A 16,114-nucleotide genomic window follows, 5' to 3' on the forward strand; every position below is an offset into this window, starting at 1 on the left:
CTATTCATACCATCTTTAATTGAAGGTCTAGCCGTTTCCCAATAATCAGGATCTTCTGGTTGATTACCTTTGGCCTTCCTTTTTCTACGTGTTTTAATAACTTCAATCTCAGCATTATATCCATCAGGCTTATATTGATATATAAACCTATTGACCTCACCACTACCTTCTACTATAGGGTCTAGAGAAGTCGAAAACCAAAAATCACTCACATTTTTACCATTAGGACAACCATATAATGCTTGAAGCGTAGATGACTTACCTGAGCCATTTGGCCCTACCAGCACTGTAAATGGGAAGTTAAAAGTAATTTCAGTATGCTGTTTAAGCTTTTTAAAATATGGAAATCGAATTTTATTTATATATCTTTTAAAACTTTTAACATTGCGTTTTTTTAATTCATTCAAAAAGTCTGACATCTAAATCTCTGTTCATTTATGTTTTAGCTGTTTAATATTTCTTCAACTTGCCTTTGCTTTAATCGCGATGGGTACACTGCATCCATCGCGATTAAAAACTCTGTGACATTCGAATACGCTTCGCTTTCATAGACTATTTTAGCAACTTCCTCTGCAAGTCTGCGTCCATGGATCAAGACTATCGGATACTTGTCTTCAATGACTTCTCGTTGAACCGAGTCAGAAAAATAACTGGTTGTGACATACACTCCGAGCCAACCACGCTTCAAACGTGCCACTGTACGAGCAATGTGATTACCACCCGTTGGCGTATTGAGTGACTCACATTTAGCTTGTCCTAACACAATCAACTCCACTTTGGAGAATCCACTACCCAAAGTCACCTTACCGATGAAATCAGCACCACCGTCACCCGAGCCTTGAGTCACCCAGCCTTTTTGATAAATGCCTAGCTCTCTGTCTAAAACACGCTCTGCAATCACCTCAGCGAGCGCCTCAAATCTATGCTTCTTGTTAGCGTAGTAATCATAAATTTGATTTAAAATTTTGTCTGACTCAGAACCCGGAATAGGCTTTTGATTTATCGCTTTCTCTAGCTTTAACTTAGATACTCGGCGTCGTAGTTTATTTAAAGCATTGCTACCTTCGCTCAGCCATTGTTGCCAACTTTTAGGAGCAGCTTGATTGGTCATCTCTAGAGAAAAAGCTTTTTTACGGCGGCTATTTATCCAATCCCATTCGAACTCTTCATGCTCTGCTGCTATACAAAAAACGGTAAAGTCATAGGCATAGTTGGTAAACGTACGCCCGAGTTTGTTATCCCATTGCGTTACTAGCTCTATGCTATTAATCACACCCAATCCTTGAAACTGGGGATAACCCTTAGCAACACCATTCATAACTACGCGTCTAAAAAATAAGATAGGTGGAGTAAGAGAGCGCTCTAGTAGGCAATGTGAATGCGCTAATCGAAAAGCTTCGAGTAGCGCTTTGTTACCTGGTGCAGTAGCAGGATCTTTACCAGGTTCTTTATTGTCACCAAAGTAGCGGATATGACCGTTATCAACGTCATAAAAATCTTCCCGGGGTGTTTCTATTGAACCTTTCTTATTTGGACTACTGGAAATGAGTATTGCCGGGCGGACGAGTTGGCCCAAGCTGGTTTTAATCTTGGCACTAGGGTTTATTCCCTTTTCAAGCTGCAGATTGTTGGCTTCGATTGATTTGGTTAGAAAATGGAAATTAAGGTAGCCATCTTCATACATGTTTTCTCCACATGCTGGCTTTTTATATCTCAGTACATCACCAATCTGAATTTCCATTATTCGTCACCAATCCTTATCTAAGCAGCTTGGTGCAATATAACATACTGATATTTAATTAGAAGAAATGTGGATACCAATTGTGAGTATGCGCTTATTCAACTGCTAATTTATAACCTCACACAAGTACCACACTGAAGGTAACGCGATACAAGGGCAGCAAAGCGGAAAATGGTATCGCTAAGCAGGCCTTCTGCGCCATGGATGGCGCGGTGGAGCCCTCATGGAAGAGTTTACGGCGTGCCTGCGGGCGATACCATTTTGTGGCCACTGTTGAGCCGAAAATCTAAGCACTCACTACTGCCCATTCGGCAATAAGCACCTCGTACTTCGGCCGCCGGCGTCGGCTTTTACTAAAAAGCGCTGTTCGACCATTTGCGCAAGATGACGGGTGGCGGTGGCGCGGCTCACCTTAGCGACTTTTTGATACTGGCTACTATTAATCCCTAGTTCAAAATCGCCATCTAACATCCGATTGAGCACTTTGGCTTGCTCCTGACTCAATAAGGATTGATCGACACTTTGCCAATACTGCGTTTTCGACAGCGTTCTACTCACATCTGCCATCGCATTGAGTAAGCAATCATTGAGGGTTTCAAAAAACAGACTAACCAAGGAGTAATATCGACATCGCCCCTTTGAGTGGACTCTAAAATATCATAGTAGGTTTGGCGACGGGCAAGAATACTGACCGACATAGCGTAAAAACGAATCGAGCGTTTCTCCGCTTGCGCCAAAGCTAAATCAGTCAATAAACGCGTGATGCGCCCATTATTATCATCAAGCGAATTCTATGCGCACTTTAATGCGCATAAAAATGATAAAAAACCCACTTTTATGCGCGTAAATGTGTAAAATAGGTTATAGTGTAGGCCGATTAACAATCTTAATAGGCAGGAAAAGACAATGCAGCGCATCTTACTCAACGCCTTAATTGCGTGGAAAAACCAACCTATGCGTAAGCCATTATTGATCGATGGCGCGAGGCAAACGGGTAAAACGTATCTGCTGCAAGAGTTGTTTGGTAATACGTTTACCAACGTCCTTCGTATCGACTTCCTTGAAAACCCAGCTTACAAACAAGCGTTCGATGGCTCATTGTCTCCTGACGAGCTGTTAATGAACATTGAGCTGTTGACCAACCAAACGTTCAACCCAGAAACCGATCTGCTGATCTTAGATGAAATTGGCGAATGTGAACGTGCCGTTACCTCACTAAAGTATTTTGCTGAAAAAGCACCTTCCTATTTTGTCGCGGCCAGCGGCTCGAACATTGGTTTGCTCAACACCTTTCCCGTTGGCAAGGTAGAGCAATACAATTTACGACCACTGACCTTCCAAGAATTTATTCACGCATCAAACGAACAAACGCTAATCAAAGCCTTTGAAGCCCAGGCAAGCACGGCGGCAGTACACACTAAATTGATGGAGAAACTGACGGACTACTTTTTTACAGGAGGTATGCCGGAAGCGGTTTCTGCTTGGTATCAGTTTAAAGAATCAAGCATTTTAGAGCGTGTTGAAAAAGTCTCTAAAATTCATGCCGATTTAGTTGAAGGTTATCGCCGCGATTTTGGTAAATACGCGGGCAAGGTCGATGCCACACTAATTGAATCGGTGTTCAATAGCATTCCAGCGCAGCTATCACTTGTGAGCGATGAGTCCGTTAAACGCTTTAAATTTAAACATGTGCATGAGCGTAAATCTCGTTATAGCGATTTTGAAACCGCAATCCATTGGCTTAACTGCTGCCGCTTAGCCTTGCCAAACTATCCTATTGAAGGGTTGCCGAAATCGCCTCTGGCGGCCTATAAAAAAGAAAATATGGTCAAGCTGTTTCTGTTTGATGTAGGCCTGCTCAATCATATGCTGGGTAGTAGTTATAAAGAGATCAAGCAACAAAACTATGAATACAAAGGGTATGTGGCAGAAAACTTTGTGCAGCAAGAACTCACCGCCATTGGCATTGACCCAAGTTATTCATGGAATGACGCCCGCGCCGAAATCGAATTTATTTTGGCAACGGATGAAGGGGATATCATCCCTGTCGAAGTAAAAAGTGGCAAACGCACAAGAGCTAAATCGCTACAGTCATATATAGAGAAATGCAATCCACATAAAACGATCAAGTTGACAGGAACTCAAGGCTCGTCGGCCCTTGAGCAAAAACATCTCGTTTTTCCGCTGTATTACACTGAGCATGTCGTTAAGAAACACTTATTAAGCTAAATGATCCGTCGCCAAGCAACTCAAACAGCTAGCTTCAACAACTTGAAGTTGCTTAGCCATTTATTTAGCGAATTAAGCTCATTGAAACAACCTACTTCCCACTCGGCAATAAGTACCTCGTACTTCGGCCGCCGGCGTCGGCTTTCACTAAAAAGCCTTGCTCGACCATTTGCGCAAGGTGACGGGTGGCGGTGGCACGGCTCACCTTAGCGACCTTTTGATACTGGCTACTATTAATCCCTAGTTCAAAATCGCCATCTAACATCCGATTGAGCACTTTGGCTTGCTCCTGACTCAATAAAGATGGGTCGACACTTTGCCAATACTGAGTTTTCGACAGCGTTCTGCTCACATCTGCCATCGCATTGAGTAAGCAGTCATTGAGGGTTTCAAAAAACCAGACTAACCAAGGAGTAATATCTACATCGCCCCTTTGAGTGGACTCTAAAATGTCATAGTAGACTTGGCGACGGGCAAGAATACTGACCGACATAGCGTAAAAACGAATCGAGCGCTTCTCCGCTTGCGCCAAAGCTAAATCAGTCAATAAACGCGTGATACGCCCATTACCATCATCAAGTGGATGCAGAGTAACAAACCAAAGATGTGTTATCGCCGCACGGATAAGCGGATCTAAAACCTGCGCTTGCCGTGAAGCATTAAACCATTCGATGAACTGCGAGAGTTCAGCATCCAATGCCGATCTAGAGGGTGCCTCAAAATGCACTGTTGGTTTATCAATGCGGCCAGAGACAACCTGCATAGGTGTATCGCCACGCAGCGTTCCACCAATAACAGGATTAAGTAATGTGTAACCCAGCGGAAATAACTGCTGATGCCAGCCCAATATCCGTTCGAGGGTTAATTCAGTCTCTAAATTTTTTAAGGCATCGAGCATAATGTCAGCTAAACCATCGGTTTGCGCTGTTGTCGGATACGGTTTATCTTCAGTCACGCCGAGTTTTTTAGCTAAGGATGAGCGCACTGAAGCAGCATTGAGCTTTTCACCTTCGATGGCACTGGAATGGATAATGTTAGCGAGTAAGGTGTCGAGTGCTGCATCTGACGTTAACAGGCTGTCGTCGTGACTTAGCATTTGCTTCCCAAGCAGCTGGCCCTGATTGAAATAGACCTGACGCAGCAAGGCATCAATGCTGCTGGTATTCCAATGAAACTTAGGCCAATCGGCTTGCTGCCAAATCCACATATCTTACCCCACGAGTCAAATAACAAGCCTATTCTACTCACATAATGAGGCGATTAACAAACATATTCGCCTCAAATTATGAGTCAAATAGTGCTAATAATCGCCTCATCAATACCAACATGGCTATGCAATGCAGGGAAATGAGCCTTGTTGGTAATCCGGGAACTCAGATCCTAAGCCTTATGGGCTTCCACTTTTATCGTACAGCGGCCATACAATACTGTGGCGCATTGCCGTTGTTCGTGACTTTTATGTATATACCCAAGCTACCTGAATATACGAGTTTCAGAGCGTCTAGGGTGATTCAATTCAAGGCGCATCAATGACAGAATGTCGGCCACCTTTTGAATTGATGCAACACGGAAGTGGAGTGCCCTAGGCGCTCCGTCTCGGCGGGTTTTAACGCACTTTATGCTGTGTTGGTTATTTTTAACTTAGCCCGCTAGGTCTGCAAATAACCGCCTTGCCTAAAGTGCGTTAAACTCCCGCTGAATCCTGCATCTTCAGGTTGTTTGGGTATACTACCGACAAAGCCTTCGTGCTGAGATATACTGTTGCCGCTGATTTGACACGCCAATGCGAAACGCCGATGTGAAAACTCATTGCTTACACCGCACCACTTGCACACACATTCTGAGCCCAATCTATGCCTGATAATGCCAACAATTCACCAGCTTCTGCTCACGCACAATGTTCTGCTAATGCACAACATATTGGCAATGCAGATCATGCAGCCGATACGCAGCACACTGGTCATTCACCGATTGCCACGCCAGCTGAGATGAATCCTGCAAAGTCGAATAAGCTCGGTGGTGAACAGACAAGTGTAGAAAAACAGAAGGTTTTTATCATAGGTTTGCCGCGTACGGGCACTACAAGTGTGAGTGTGGCGTTGTTGGAGCAAGGGCTTAAAGTGGCGCACATGGCCTTTACTAAACAGGCGTTTATGCTGGCCGATGCGATTTCTGATGTACCCTGTTTTAGTGATTATCGGCAGCTTGATGGTCTATTCCCGCAGGCCAAATTTGTCTACCTCGAGCGTGATATGGCGAAGTGGGTGCCTTCAATGCAAATGCTGCTAGGTAAAATGCTGCCGCATTTAGAAGCAAAATCGGGGCGATTCCACCCGATTATGAAACGCAGCTTTCGGCACACGTTTGCAATCGATAAAGTGACTGATCCCGCGGATGAGGCACATCTTATTGCTTGTTATCAAAGGCATCAAAACGAAGTGCTCGCTTACTTTCATGGCCGAGAAGATTTTATCTCGCTCGACATAAGCCATGCGGGGAGCTTGAGTCGCTTGTTGCAATTTTTGGGGTTAACCACGGATTGCCCAACCTTAGGCCAAGTGACAGATAGGGCATTCTCGGTTCCTCAAATAAAACGTGCACCAAGCCAGATATCACAGGAAGAAACGAGTCAGGTAAAGGCAGCTGTTCAACCACTGCCAGTCAACACCAGCGAGCATGGACTGGATTTCCCTAAATTAAACGCTGGTACGCACGTCGCGGCTTGGCATGAATATAAACATCCCAATAAGGTGAACAGTAATAGCGCTGGCCCGCAAAGCCGTAAGTTTTTCGACTATACGCTTTAGCTGTACGCCCTATTGCTTGCGGCGTTTTACCACAGTGAGCCAATCGAGGCTCACGCCCGAAATGGCATTAAAGCCGCGGATACGGAAAATAAGTTGCAGTAACTGCGGCCTTGGGCGCACTTTAGGTTCGACCGAGCGCGGAATAAACCAAAGTGTCACTAAGGCTCGCAGCACGGTCGAGACTAAAAACACCACGAAGATAGGGCTCGATAACACGCTATTCCCACCCGACCAAACTAAAAAATCCGCCGCATGGGAGGCAATAGTGCCGCCCAATATCGCGCCAACAAATACACAGGCCGCACTCAAGGCTGCTTGCAAAGCGGCGTAGGTCGCAAAGTCACTGCGAAAGGGGCGGATATCATAAAGGTAATTTGCCGTGCTTAAGGTGAAGCCGCTCCACGCCAAGCCAGAGAAAGCTTGGATAGCTAAGATATACAGATAGTTATCCGAGAATAGCCACATCAGCGGCAAGCTTGGGATCATACAACTGGTGATGATCATCACTAATCGATTGCCGAATTGGTCACTAAAGCGGCCCCAAAATCGCAGGGTGACAAATTGAGTCGCTATCGAAGCCACGCTGGCGAACACAAATTCGAGATAAGTAAACTTCAAGCCTTCCAACATATAAACGGCAAAAAATGGTGCCGAGATCGCCACCATGCCCTGCATACTGGCGACAAACAAACTGTACTGACGAAAGGTTTTATCCTTCCACGCCTCGCGAAAATGACCTATGGTCTGCAAAAATACACCGCGCTGTTTGGGCTCGCGCGGATCGGGATCGTGCATCTGCAGTAGTAACCAAGCCGAGACAAACCGCCCCATCGCCGCGATAGAAAACAACAGACTAAAGCCCAGCCACGCCATCTGCATCGAGTCGGTTAAGGTGAGTATGCCGCCGCCAATAAAGAACACACTCAAAGATGCGCCCATAGTGAGCCGAGTACGCGCGGCGAAAAAAGTGCCACGGCGCCGTTCGGGAACAATAGAGCCCATCCACGCCCGCCAATGGGGTTGAATTAGATTGATAAAACCATGGTAACCAACGGCTAAAGCGATAAAGATCCACACCGCATGTTCAGGGCCGAAAGCGGCTAACGCGCCCATCGCCAGCACAACACAGGCCTGAAAGGCGGCGCAAAAGACGATAAAAGTTCGGCGGGAGAAATGGCTGGCGAGCCAGACAGATAAAAGCTGGGAGATAGCGCCAAAAAGCTGAGGTAACCCCGTGACAAAGCCCATCTGCGCTAGGCTGGCACCGAGAAAAATAGCGTAGGCATTGAAGAAGTTATCGCTGGTCGCCGTCATCATAGACGAGGCAACCGCCTCCTGCTGCGAGCGACGCAGGGTACATCTTAACCAAGAGTTACGTTCGCTGCGCCGTGAACAAGTGACTAACGGCTGCGCCACAGGTGAATCCATACCAAGCACAAATCCATATAATATTAAGGGATATTGCTCGATTATGTCGGATGAAATGCCATCTGCCTAGGGCTTATACCAATCGTATTAAAGCAAAACGCCCAAAGCAAAGCCTTGGGCGTTTTGTTTATCTGTGTATTGGCTCAATAAACTGGCGCAATCACCAAGATCCATATCCTGACTTAGAAATGGGCTTTAAGTACCGTCTCTTGGTCGAGCAAGCTTTGGTACAAGGTAAACTGATTGGCGGCGCGGTCCAGATTGTGGCCTTCGCGGTGGATGTGGAAATACACATCACCGTTAAGATAATCCGTTAAAAAACGCACGCCTATCATCAAACAAATCACCCGCGCACCGAGCCACAGACTGCGTTTTTCGTCTTCTGTTAAGACATCACCCAACTCGCTCAAGTAGCCACGGCAAATCGCAGCGAAGATATCTTGGCGCACTTGGACTTTATCCAAGGCCGTTGAGTCTTCTTCCTCTGGCGAGCAGAAGGTGCGGACCATATCGCCAAAGTCATACATCAGATGACCTTTCATGCAGGTATCTAAATCGATAATCGCCATACTGGACATGTCGCGTTTATCGAAAAGCATGTTATTGATTTTAGTGTCGTTATGACAAATTCGCAGCGGCAACTTTGGCGATATTTCCGCGAGTTCATCCAGCAAAGCCTGCTGAGATAACGCGTAATCGACCCAATGACGGCAAAGATCTAGGCGGTGTTGGCTATCGAGTTCGGCGGCCTGTTGCAACAAAGCCATGCGTCCCGGTAAATGGTGAAATTGAGGGATCACATCTTCGAGCTGAGTCGCATCAAAGTCACTCAAGGCTGAAGCAAAATGACCAAAGGCCTTAGCCGCCATTTCTGCTTCTTGCTCTGATTTAACCACTTCAATGCTGAGACTGTGGGGCAAATAACTGATCGCGCGCCAAAATCCTTGTTCACCTAAATCGATAGCCAATTCACCCTCTTGGGTTAAACAAGGGCTAACGACTTTGAGGCCGTATTGTTGCTGCAACGATTTAGCGCATAAATGATGGCTAATTTTATCGGCATTGCTGACCAAAGCGTTGGGCGTTTTAAATACCTCAGTATTAATTCGCTGCAATACTAATTCGCCCGCAGGCCAGCGCACCAAAAGGGTGTCATTGATGTGGCCATTACCGAGTGCAGAAATTTTTGCCTCGGCAGCTTCAATACCAAAATGAGGCAACACTGACTGCCTGATGAGTTTAATCACTCAATAACTCCGTTAATTTTTGTTTTACCCAGACAGTGTCCTGCGGATAAGTCACGCCGAGCCAAGGCTCACAGGCAACATCGACATAGACAGGCAAACCTTGCTCAATGCCCGCTTGTACTATCGCGGGCAAGTAACATTCAGACTTAGGTTGTTGACCCTGTTGCCCGATAAATTCGGTTAATTCACGTTTAATAACATCAAATATGCTTGGGGAGAAGCCCCAGCAAGTCATAGAGACCAAGGACTCGGGCGGCAAACTCGCATGTCCCTGTGGGCCATCACCCACCAATTGCCCAGCTTGATCGGCGATATTGAGCCATTCGGCAACCGATTTAAGCTGACCATTTTCAACCTGACACAGACCGCGGTTAACGCCGCCGTGCTCCGACAATGTGAGTTCTATGGGATAAGCCACCATCATCCACTCTGTAGGTCTCATGCTTAAGCCTTTGGCTAACGAGTCAAAAGCGCTATCACCATAAAAATCATCGGCATTGATAACGGCCATTGGCCCTTTAACGAGATGGCGCGCACTCCAAAGAGCATGGGCCGTGCCCCAAGGTTTTAGCCTGTGACTGAGATCAGCCAGCTGCGCCGCTTCGGGTAAATCCGTTAAGGCTTGATAGCAAAAATGATAAACAAAATCGGTGGGTAAAAACCGTGTCAGTATCTCAGTTAACTCAGTTTCTAACTCTGGGCGGATCACCAGCACAGCACGCTGAAAGCCACTGCGAATGGCCGACATGATAGATAACACCAACATGGGTTCGCCAGCGGGACCGAGCGCTGCCAATTGCTTATCGCCGCCGAAACGACTACCTAGCCCTGCAGCCATAATGACTAAGGTCAATTCTGTATTCATGCTGGATTGATATATTCAGTTCAAATTTAAAGATGTTTCCCCAAACCGCAGCGTCCAATACCAAGGCATAGCGCATTTAAAACGCGGTTTGAGAAAAAGAGGAGCAAAAGTGTAATCTACCCCTCTAATTGTGACTAGCATTTAAGCAGAAATTTTATCAACTTATGTTGCTGACCTAAGCTGCGACCTAACTTGCAGTCTAAATCAACGCGCGATGTAATCACCAAAAGTGCGATTCTGTTCCAATATCGCTTGGCTGCCCTTAAGGCTGAACTTATAACCACATAGGCTGATACTGCCACGGCGCGCAAGGTCCACTATGATGGCTTGGGTGTCGAGCGGGGTGAATCGCGCCTCGGTTGCTGAGTCGGCTTTCAAATCCACAGTCACAGGGCGATAGTCAGTGCCATTGTTAAAGGACAACAGGCTACAGGTTTTATCGCCCTTTGCCGTCGCTAAGGACCACAGGTTTTGCGCTTTACCTTTCTCACCGAGCCAACGCATGATCAAAATGTCATCCTCCAGCGCCACAGAAAAGCCGTCCGGTAGCGCGAGCGTCACCCGCTCACCCGCATAGGGTGCAATCGCGTTAACCGTTACCACTTCTGCGCCGTCGCCTGTCTCAGCATCGCCATTTGGCCAAAGGCCCCACACTAAGGCGAGCACGACCACAACACCACAACCTATCCCCGCAGGACGCCAATAACGGCGTTCCAGTTTAGGCAGCTTAATCTTAGGTAGTACGAAGAGCCGCTTCAGCGGCGCTAAAAATTCGAACAAACCGCGAAATAGCTCGGTCATCGAGCCAGAATCTTTCGCTTCGGCGCGGCGTTGACGCACTTCTTCGGCATGATCTCGATCGTTAAAGCTATCTAGTTCGTCATCTTCTTCGGCGGCAAAACGCCAACCCGGTTCTGTACTGCGTTCGGCAGGATCTAATTGGGCCGCGTTAAAGTCGACATGTTTTAAATCTACATTGGCGACATCAACGTCGACTAAATCAATATTGGTCTGTTCAATACGGCTAGCATTAGCTGGGCGAAAATCCGCATGACTGTCGGGCACCACAAAATCGGCAGGATTTTGCGTCATCCGAGTAAGGGCATCAAAACGCAGTTCATCTTGGCGCTGAGCTTCAAGTTCGGCATCCGCCGCGCTCATAGTCGAGGCGACAATAGGTTCAGCGACATTAGACTCAGCAGCAATGGGTTCAACATGGGCAGATAAATCCACCACAGGCTCAGAGGCCGTTGCGGCACTAATGGCCTGCGCATGCGACTGCTCAACATGCGGCTCATGTCGCTCAACTTGAGGCTGCGCTTGAATATGGGCGGTCGATTTGCCTGCCTGTCTTGCGGCAACATCTTGAGTTTCTATCTCTTTAGCCGCCTTTGGAACGATCGTCGGCTCCACTCGGCGCCTAGGCATAGCCTGCGATGTTGGCGCATCCAGCTCAGGGCCGAAATAACCGTAGCGATAATCGACTATGGTTGGCGCCGGTAAACGCCAGCCCCAAAACGTCAGTCCAGCGGCTAACACTAAACTCAAGCCGATCAAGGCAATATGCACATCGGCCGTTAACATCCCGATGAAAATAAATAAGGGTAATAGGAATACGCCAATCAAGCCTTTTGATTTATCGGCATCAGCCAAACGACGCAAACTGGCGAGCCCTAATAAAGGTAAGCCCAACAATGCCAGTAAATACATCAGGAAATTAGCCCCAAAAGCAGCGGCGGCAAGTGCAATACAGACGTAAACGCCAACACTGATTGCGACAAAGCGGGGACGAGAATCACGCCCGTGAAGGCAGAAAAGAGATTTTAACAGCACGACCCTTCCTTTATTGTTGTAAAAACGAGATACAAAAAGACACTCATTGCCTTATTCGCACGAGCGTAACCAATTTACCCGCAATTGTCAGTGCCTACGACCCTAGTCGGATAAAAATGCGCATAATATCGAAGTAAATCTAAAATAGGCTTAAATTGCTGGCCTACAAGCCCTAGTATTTCTATGGTCAAAATCGGTATAATGCTCGGCTTTCTGGGCCCTTCTTGCGTTAACCAATTGGATATTTAGCTCATGACCGCACGCGGAAATTTATTTATTGTGTCGGCGCCAAGTGGCGCAGGTAAATCCTCGCTGATCTCGGCCTTGCTTAAAGACAAGCCCGCTGACATGCAGGTTTCGGTATCACATACCACCCGCGCGCCACGCCCAGGTGAAGTCGATGGTCAGCACTATCACTTCGTTAATGTTGAACAATTCAAAGCGTTAATTGCTGAAAATGCCTTTTTTGAATGGGCAGAAGTGTTCGGCAATTACTATGGTACCTCGCGCCATGTGATTGAGCATACGCTCACCCAAGGTATCGATGTTTTCCTCGATATCGACTGGCAAGGTGCCGAGCAAGTGAAAGCTGTGATGCCCGATGCCGTTGGTGTGTTTATTCTGCCACCCTCGAAAGCCGAGCTAGAACGCCGCCTCACTGGACGTGGACAAGACAGTAGCGATGTGATCGCCAGCCGTATGGCACAAGCCGTATCGGAAATGTCCCACTATAAAGAATATGATTTTATTATCGTCAACGATGATTTTGACACTGCGTTAGCTGATTTGCGTGCCATCATTCGCAGTCAGCGCTTAACCTGTGCTAGTCAGATCCACGCGCAAAATGATATGCTTAACGATCTGTTGGCAGGCCAACTGTCATAGTGTACAATTTTGCGTCATTTTTTCCCTAGATAAACTGGAGTTTCAACACATGGCTCGCGTAACTGTAGAAGACGCCGTAGAACAAATCGGCAACCGTTTTGATATGATCTTGGTTGCGGCGCGTCGTGCTCGCCAAATCGCCGTGCAGGGTAAAGACCCTATGGTTGAAGAGATGAACGACAAACCAACGGTTATCGCCCTGCGTGAAATCGAACTAGGTTTAGTTAACGCTCACACCTTAGATGCCGATGAGCGTCAAACGGTACGTGAACGTGAAGCAGCTGAAATTGCAGCAGTTTCAGCCATTGCTGAAGGCCGTTCATTATAAGAGTTGTTGAGTAAACACCTGTTTAGGTAAAAGGAGAGCTGCCACTTGTATCTGTTTGAAGGTCTAAAGGAGTCTGCTTCCGGTTACTTAGAACCCGAACAGGTAGAATTGCTCAAGCAGGCGTACCAGATTGCGCGTGATGCCCACGAAGGGCAAATGCGCACGAGTGGCGAACCTTATATTACTCATCCGGTTGCGGTTGCCCGCATCCTTGCTGACATGCGTCTTGATCATGAGACGCTGATGGCAGCACTGCTCCACGACACTATCGAAGATACTCATGTCACCAAAGACGATTTAGCCGAACTATTCGGTGTCGCGGTGGCCGAGCTCGTCGAAGGCGTGTCAAAACTCGATAAGCTTAAATTTCGCGACAAGAAAGAAGCTCAGGCTGAAAACTTCCGTAAAATGATGATGGCGATGACGCAGGATATCCGCGTTATCCTCATCAAGCTTGCCGATAGAACCCACAATATGCGTACCTTAGGTGCCCTGCGTCCCGACAAACGTCGCCGTATCGCCCGCGAAACCTTAGAAATCTACGCGCCCATCGCTAACCGTCTCGGTATCCATAACATCAAGACAGAGTTAGAAGACTTAGGTTTCCAAGCGTATTACCCCATGCGATATCGGGTGCTCAAAGAAGTCGTTAAAGCTGCCCGTGGCAATCGCAAAGAATTGATCCAAGGCATTGAAGCCGCTGTTTATACGCGCTTAAACGATGCGGGTATTCCAGGAAAAGTTAAAGGCCGCGAGAAAAATCTCTACTCCATCTATAACAAGATGCAGAGTAAAGAGCTGCAATTCCAAGAAGTGATGGATATCTACGCCTTTAGGGTGATAGTCGATTCCATCGACACTTGTTATCGCGTACTCGGCGCCATGCACGGACTGTATAAACCTCGCCCCGGTCGTTTCAAAGATTATATCGCTATCCCTAAAGCCAACGGTTATCAATCACTCCATACCTCTTTGTTTGGTCCACACGGCGTGCCCGTTGAGATCCAAATTCGTACCGAAGATATGGACCAGATGGCCGACAAAGGGGTTGCCGCACACTGGGCCTACAAAGGCGGTGCGCAAACAGGCCAAGGCACGACGACTCAAGTGCGTGCCCGTAAGTGGATGCAAAGCTTGTTGGAATTACAACAAAGCGCCAGCACCTCATTCGAATTCGTTGAAAACGTGAAGACTGAACTCTTCCCAGAAGAGATTTATGTGTTCACCCCTGAAGGTCGCATTCTGGAATTACCCGTGAATGCCACCGCGGTAGACTTTGCCTACGAAGTGCATACAGATGTGGGTAATACCTGCGTCGGTGCCCGCGTTAACCGTCAAGCGTATCCGCTCAGCCAGCCGTTAATTTCAGGCCAAACTGTTGAAATCATTACCGCCAAAGGCGCCCGTCCGAATGCCGCTTGGCTGAACTTTGTAGTAACAGGTAAGGCCCGCGCCAAAATCCGCCAAGTGCTGAAAAGCCTTAAGGGTGATGACGCGATTGCACTCGGTCGCCGTCTGCTCAACCATGCGCTCGGCAAGACTAAGCTCGACAGTATTCCGCCTGAGCAGATTGAAAAAGTCATTCGCGATACTAAACATACCACGCTCGATTCACTGCTCGCCGACATCGGCCTTGGCAATGCCATGAGCATTGTTATCGCACAGCGTTTGATTGGCGATAATCTTGAGAATCAAGAAAGCCGCGACGGCCACATGATGCCAATTCGTGGCGCCGAAGGTATGCTCGTTACCTTCGCCAACTGTTGTCGCCCAATCCCTGGTGATGCCGTAATTGCCCACGTGAGCCAAGGTAAGGGCTTAGTGGTACACATGGAAAACTGCGCCAACATTCGTGGTTATCAAGGCGAGCCTGACAAGTATATTCCTGTGCAATGGGATAATGTCGAAGGCGTTGATTACCAAGCCAACCTGCGGGTCGAAATCGTTAACCACCAAGGCGCACTGGCGAAGATCACCTCGATCATTGCCGCCGAAGGCTCGAACATTCACAACCTCAGTACAGAGGAACGAGATGGCCGCGTGTATTTGATCAACCTGCGGATTTCGGTGAAAGACAGGATCCATTTAGCCAACGTGATGCGCCGAATTAGGGTACTGCCCGAAGTGCTGCGTACGTCCCGTAATCGTTAATTAACTCAACATTAGAGAGAGCGTCATGGCAGAAAAAATCATCATAGCGACCGAAAACGCCCCTGCGGCCATCGGCACTTATTCACAGGCCGTCAAAGTCGGCAGCACAGTGTATTTATCCGGCCAAATTCCGCTTGTGCCAAGCACAATGCAAATTGTCAGCGATGATTTTGAAGCGCAAGTGGTGCAAGTATTTGAAAACCTAACGGCGGTTTGTACTGCTGCGGGTGGTTCAATCAACGATATCGTTAAGCTCAACATCTTCCTGATTGATTTAAGCCACTTTGTAAAAGTGAATGAAATCATGAGCCGTTACTTCAGCCAGCCATACCCTGCCCGTGCAGCTATCGGCGTGAAGCAATTGCCGAAGGATTCTCAAGTTGAAATGGATGGCGTGATGGAGCTGTAAGCTCTGGCATTCCACTTCAACCAACAAAAAGGTGCTGCGGCGCCTTTTTTGTTGCCGCCACAATCCTCGTTTCCGCTTACTATTCTCTTCATCTTATTTTCATACTCAGCTTGTAGGCTTTGGGCTCCATTCTCATATTTTACAATCCTGTAAACTATTTGCGCGGGCTCACAAAACTCGCCATACTGGGT

General features: G+C 47.4%; 14 protein-coding genes and 1 pseudogene. 6 read left to right on the forward strand and 9 right to left on the reverse strand.

What is annotated here, in order from left to right; all coding sequences use genetic code 11:
* The 4 genes and pseudogenes from FW758_RS05905 to FW758_RS05920 form a co-directional block, all read right to left on the reverse strand.
* A partial coding sequence (locus FW758_RS05905; RefSeq protein WP_446444900.1) for an AAA family ATPase occupies positions 1-419 on the reverse strand: 419 nt, incomplete at its 3' end.
* Positions 420-442: 23 nt separating this feature from the next.
* A complete protein-coding gene (locus tag FW758_RS05910) occupies positions 443-1,741 on the reverse strand; it encodes a restriction endonuclease (RefSeq protein ID WP_446444901.1) in 1,299 nt (432 codons plus the stop codon).
* Between the two features lie 118 nt (positions 1,742-1,859).
* Complete coding sequence (locus FW758_RS05915) at positions 1,860-2,012, reverse strand: hypothetical protein (protein ID WP_446444902.1); 153 nt, start codon at positions 2,010-2,012, stop codon at positions 1,860-1,862.
* A gap of 26 nt (positions 2,013-2,038) precedes the next feature.
* Positions 2,039-2,526 (reverse strand): annotated as a pseudogene (locus FW758_RS05920) (Fic family protein); the annotation flags it as partial.
* Between the two features lie 121 nt (positions 2,527-2,647).
* On the opposite strand from FW758_RS05920, the gene FW758_RS05925 reads away from it, so the two are divergent.
* The gene (locus FW758_RS05925) at positions 2,648-3,970 is read left to right on the forward strand and encodes an ATP-binding protein (RefSeq protein WP_446444903.1); all 1,323 of its coding nucleotides are present in this window, start codon (positions 2,648-2,650) and stop codon (positions 3,968-3,970) included.
* 91 nt (positions 3,971-4,061) lie between these two features.
* On the opposite strand, the gene FW758_RS05930 is transcribed toward FW758_RS05925, so the two are convergent.
* Complete coding sequence (locus tag FW758_RS05930) at positions 4,062-5,177, reverse strand: Fic family protein (protein WP_446444904.1); 1,116 nt, start codon at positions 5,175-5,177, stop codon at positions 4,062-4,064.
* 646 nt (positions 5,178-5,823) lie between these two features.
* On the opposite strand from FW758_RS05930, the gene FW758_RS05935 reads away from it, so the two are divergent.
* The gene (locus FW758_RS05935; protein ID WP_432344927.1) at positions 5,824-6,777 is read left to right on the forward strand and encodes a sulfotransferase family protein; all 954 of its coding nucleotides are present in this window, start codon (positions 5,824-5,826) and stop codon (positions 6,775-6,777) included.
* A gap of 9 nt (positions 6,778-6,786) precedes the next feature.
* On the opposite strand, the gene FW758_RS05940 is transcribed toward FW758_RS05935, so the two are convergent.
* From FW758_RS05940 to FW758_RS05955, 4 genes are all read right to left on the reverse strand, one after another.
* Positions 6,787-8,205, reverse strand: coding sequence for an MFS transporter (locus FW758_RS05940; protein ID WP_432344924.1), 1,419 nt, complete (start codon positions 8,203-8,205; stop codon positions 6,787-6,789).
* 182 nt (positions 8,206-8,387) lie between these two features.
* On the reverse strand, positions 8,388-9,452 hold the full coding sequence (locus FW758_RS05945) for a phosphotransferase enzyme family protein (protein ID WP_006086635.1): 1,065 nt from the start codon (positions 9,450-9,452) through the stop codon (positions 8,388-8,390).
* Entirely contained in the window at positions 9,445-10,317 is an 873-nt protein-coding gene (locus FW758_RS05950; RefSeq protein WP_446444905.1) for an NTP transferase domain-containing protein, read from the reverse strand. The genes FW758_RS05945 and FW758_RS05950 overlap by 8 nt, the downstream gene beginning before the upstream one ends.
* A 204-nt stretch (positions 10,318-10,521) precedes the next feature.
* On the reverse strand, positions 10,522-12,150 hold the full coding sequence (locus FW758_RS05955) for a hypothetical protein (protein WP_446444906.1): 1,629 nt from the start codon (positions 12,148-12,150) through the stop codon (positions 10,522-10,524).
* Positions 12,151-12,402: 252 nt separating this feature from the next.
* Here FW758_RS05955 and gmk point away from each other — a divergent pair, with 252 nt between their 5' ends.
* The 4 genes from gmk to FW758_RS05975 are packed head-to-tail and all read left to right on the forward strand — an operon-like array spanning position 12,403 to position 15,923.
* Entirely contained in the window at positions 12,403-13,035 is a 633-nt protein-coding gene (gene gmk, locus FW758_RS05960; protein WP_006079843.1) for a guanylate kinase, read from the forward strand.
* A 49-nt stretch (positions 13,036-13,084) separates the two neighbouring features.
* Positions 13,085-13,363: a DNA-directed RNA polymerase subunit omega gene (gene rpoZ, locus FW758_RS05965; protein ID WP_006079841.1), complete on the forward strand. Its 279-nt coding sequence runs from the start codon at positions 13,085-13,087 to the stop codon at positions 13,361-13,363.
* A 45-nt stretch (positions 13,364-13,408) separates the two neighbouring features.
* The gene (gene spoT, locus FW758_RS05970; RefSeq protein WP_006079840.1) at positions 13,409-15,514 is read left to right on the forward strand and encodes a bifunctional GTP diphosphokinase/guanosine-3',5'-bis pyrophosphate 3'-pyrophosphohydrolase; all 2,106 of its coding nucleotides are present in this window, start codon (positions 13,409-13,411) and stop codon (positions 15,512-15,514) included.
* Between the two features lie 25 nt (positions 15,515-15,539).
* A complete protein-coding gene (locus FW758_RS05975; protein ID WP_115335691.1) occupies positions 15,540-15,923 on the forward strand; it encodes a RidA family protein in 384 nt (127 codons plus the stop codon).
* The last annotated feature ends 191 nt before the right edge of the window (positions 15,924-16,114 follow it).

This window comes from Shewanella sp. 1180_01, from assembly GCF_052850535.1.

Excerpts from the sequence above, each read along its gene's own strand:
- FW758_RS05910 (WP_446444901.1), bottom strand. The coding sequence starts at position 1,741 with ATGGAAATTCAGATTGGTGATGTACTGAGATATAAAAAGCCAGCATGT.
- FW758_RS05925 (WP_446444903.1), top strand. The coding sequence starts at position 2,648 with ATGCAGCGCATCTTACTCAACGCCTTAATTGCGTGGAAAAACCAACCT.
- FW758_RS05930 (WP_446444904.1), bottom strand. The coding sequence starts at position 5,177 with ATGTGGATTTGGCAGCAAGCCGATTGGCCTAAGTTTCATTGGAATACC.
- FW758_RS05935 (WP_432344927.1), top strand. The coding sequence starts at position 5,824 with ATGCCTGATAATGCCAACAATTCACCAGCTTCTGCTCACGCACAATGT.
- FW758_RS05940 (WP_432344924.1), bottom strand. The coding sequence starts at position 8,205 with ATGGATTCACCTGTGGCGCAGCCGTTAGTCACTTGTTCACGGCGCAGC.
- FW758_RS05950 (WP_446444905.1), bottom strand. The coding sequence starts at position 10,317 with ATGAATACAGAATTGACCTTAGTCATTATGGCTGCAGGGCTAGGTAGT.
- gmk (WP_006079843.1), top strand. The coding sequence starts at position 12,403 with ATGACCGCACGCGGAAATTTATTTATTGTGTCGGCGCCAAGTGGCGCA.
- rpoZ (WP_006079841.1), top strand. The coding sequence starts at position 13,085 with ATGGCTCGCGTAACTGTAGAAGACGCCGTAGAACAAATCGGCAACCGT.
- FW758_RS05975 (WP_115335691.1), top strand. The coding sequence starts at position 15,540 with ATGGCAGAAAAAATCATCATAGCGACCGAAAACGCCCCTGCGGCCATC.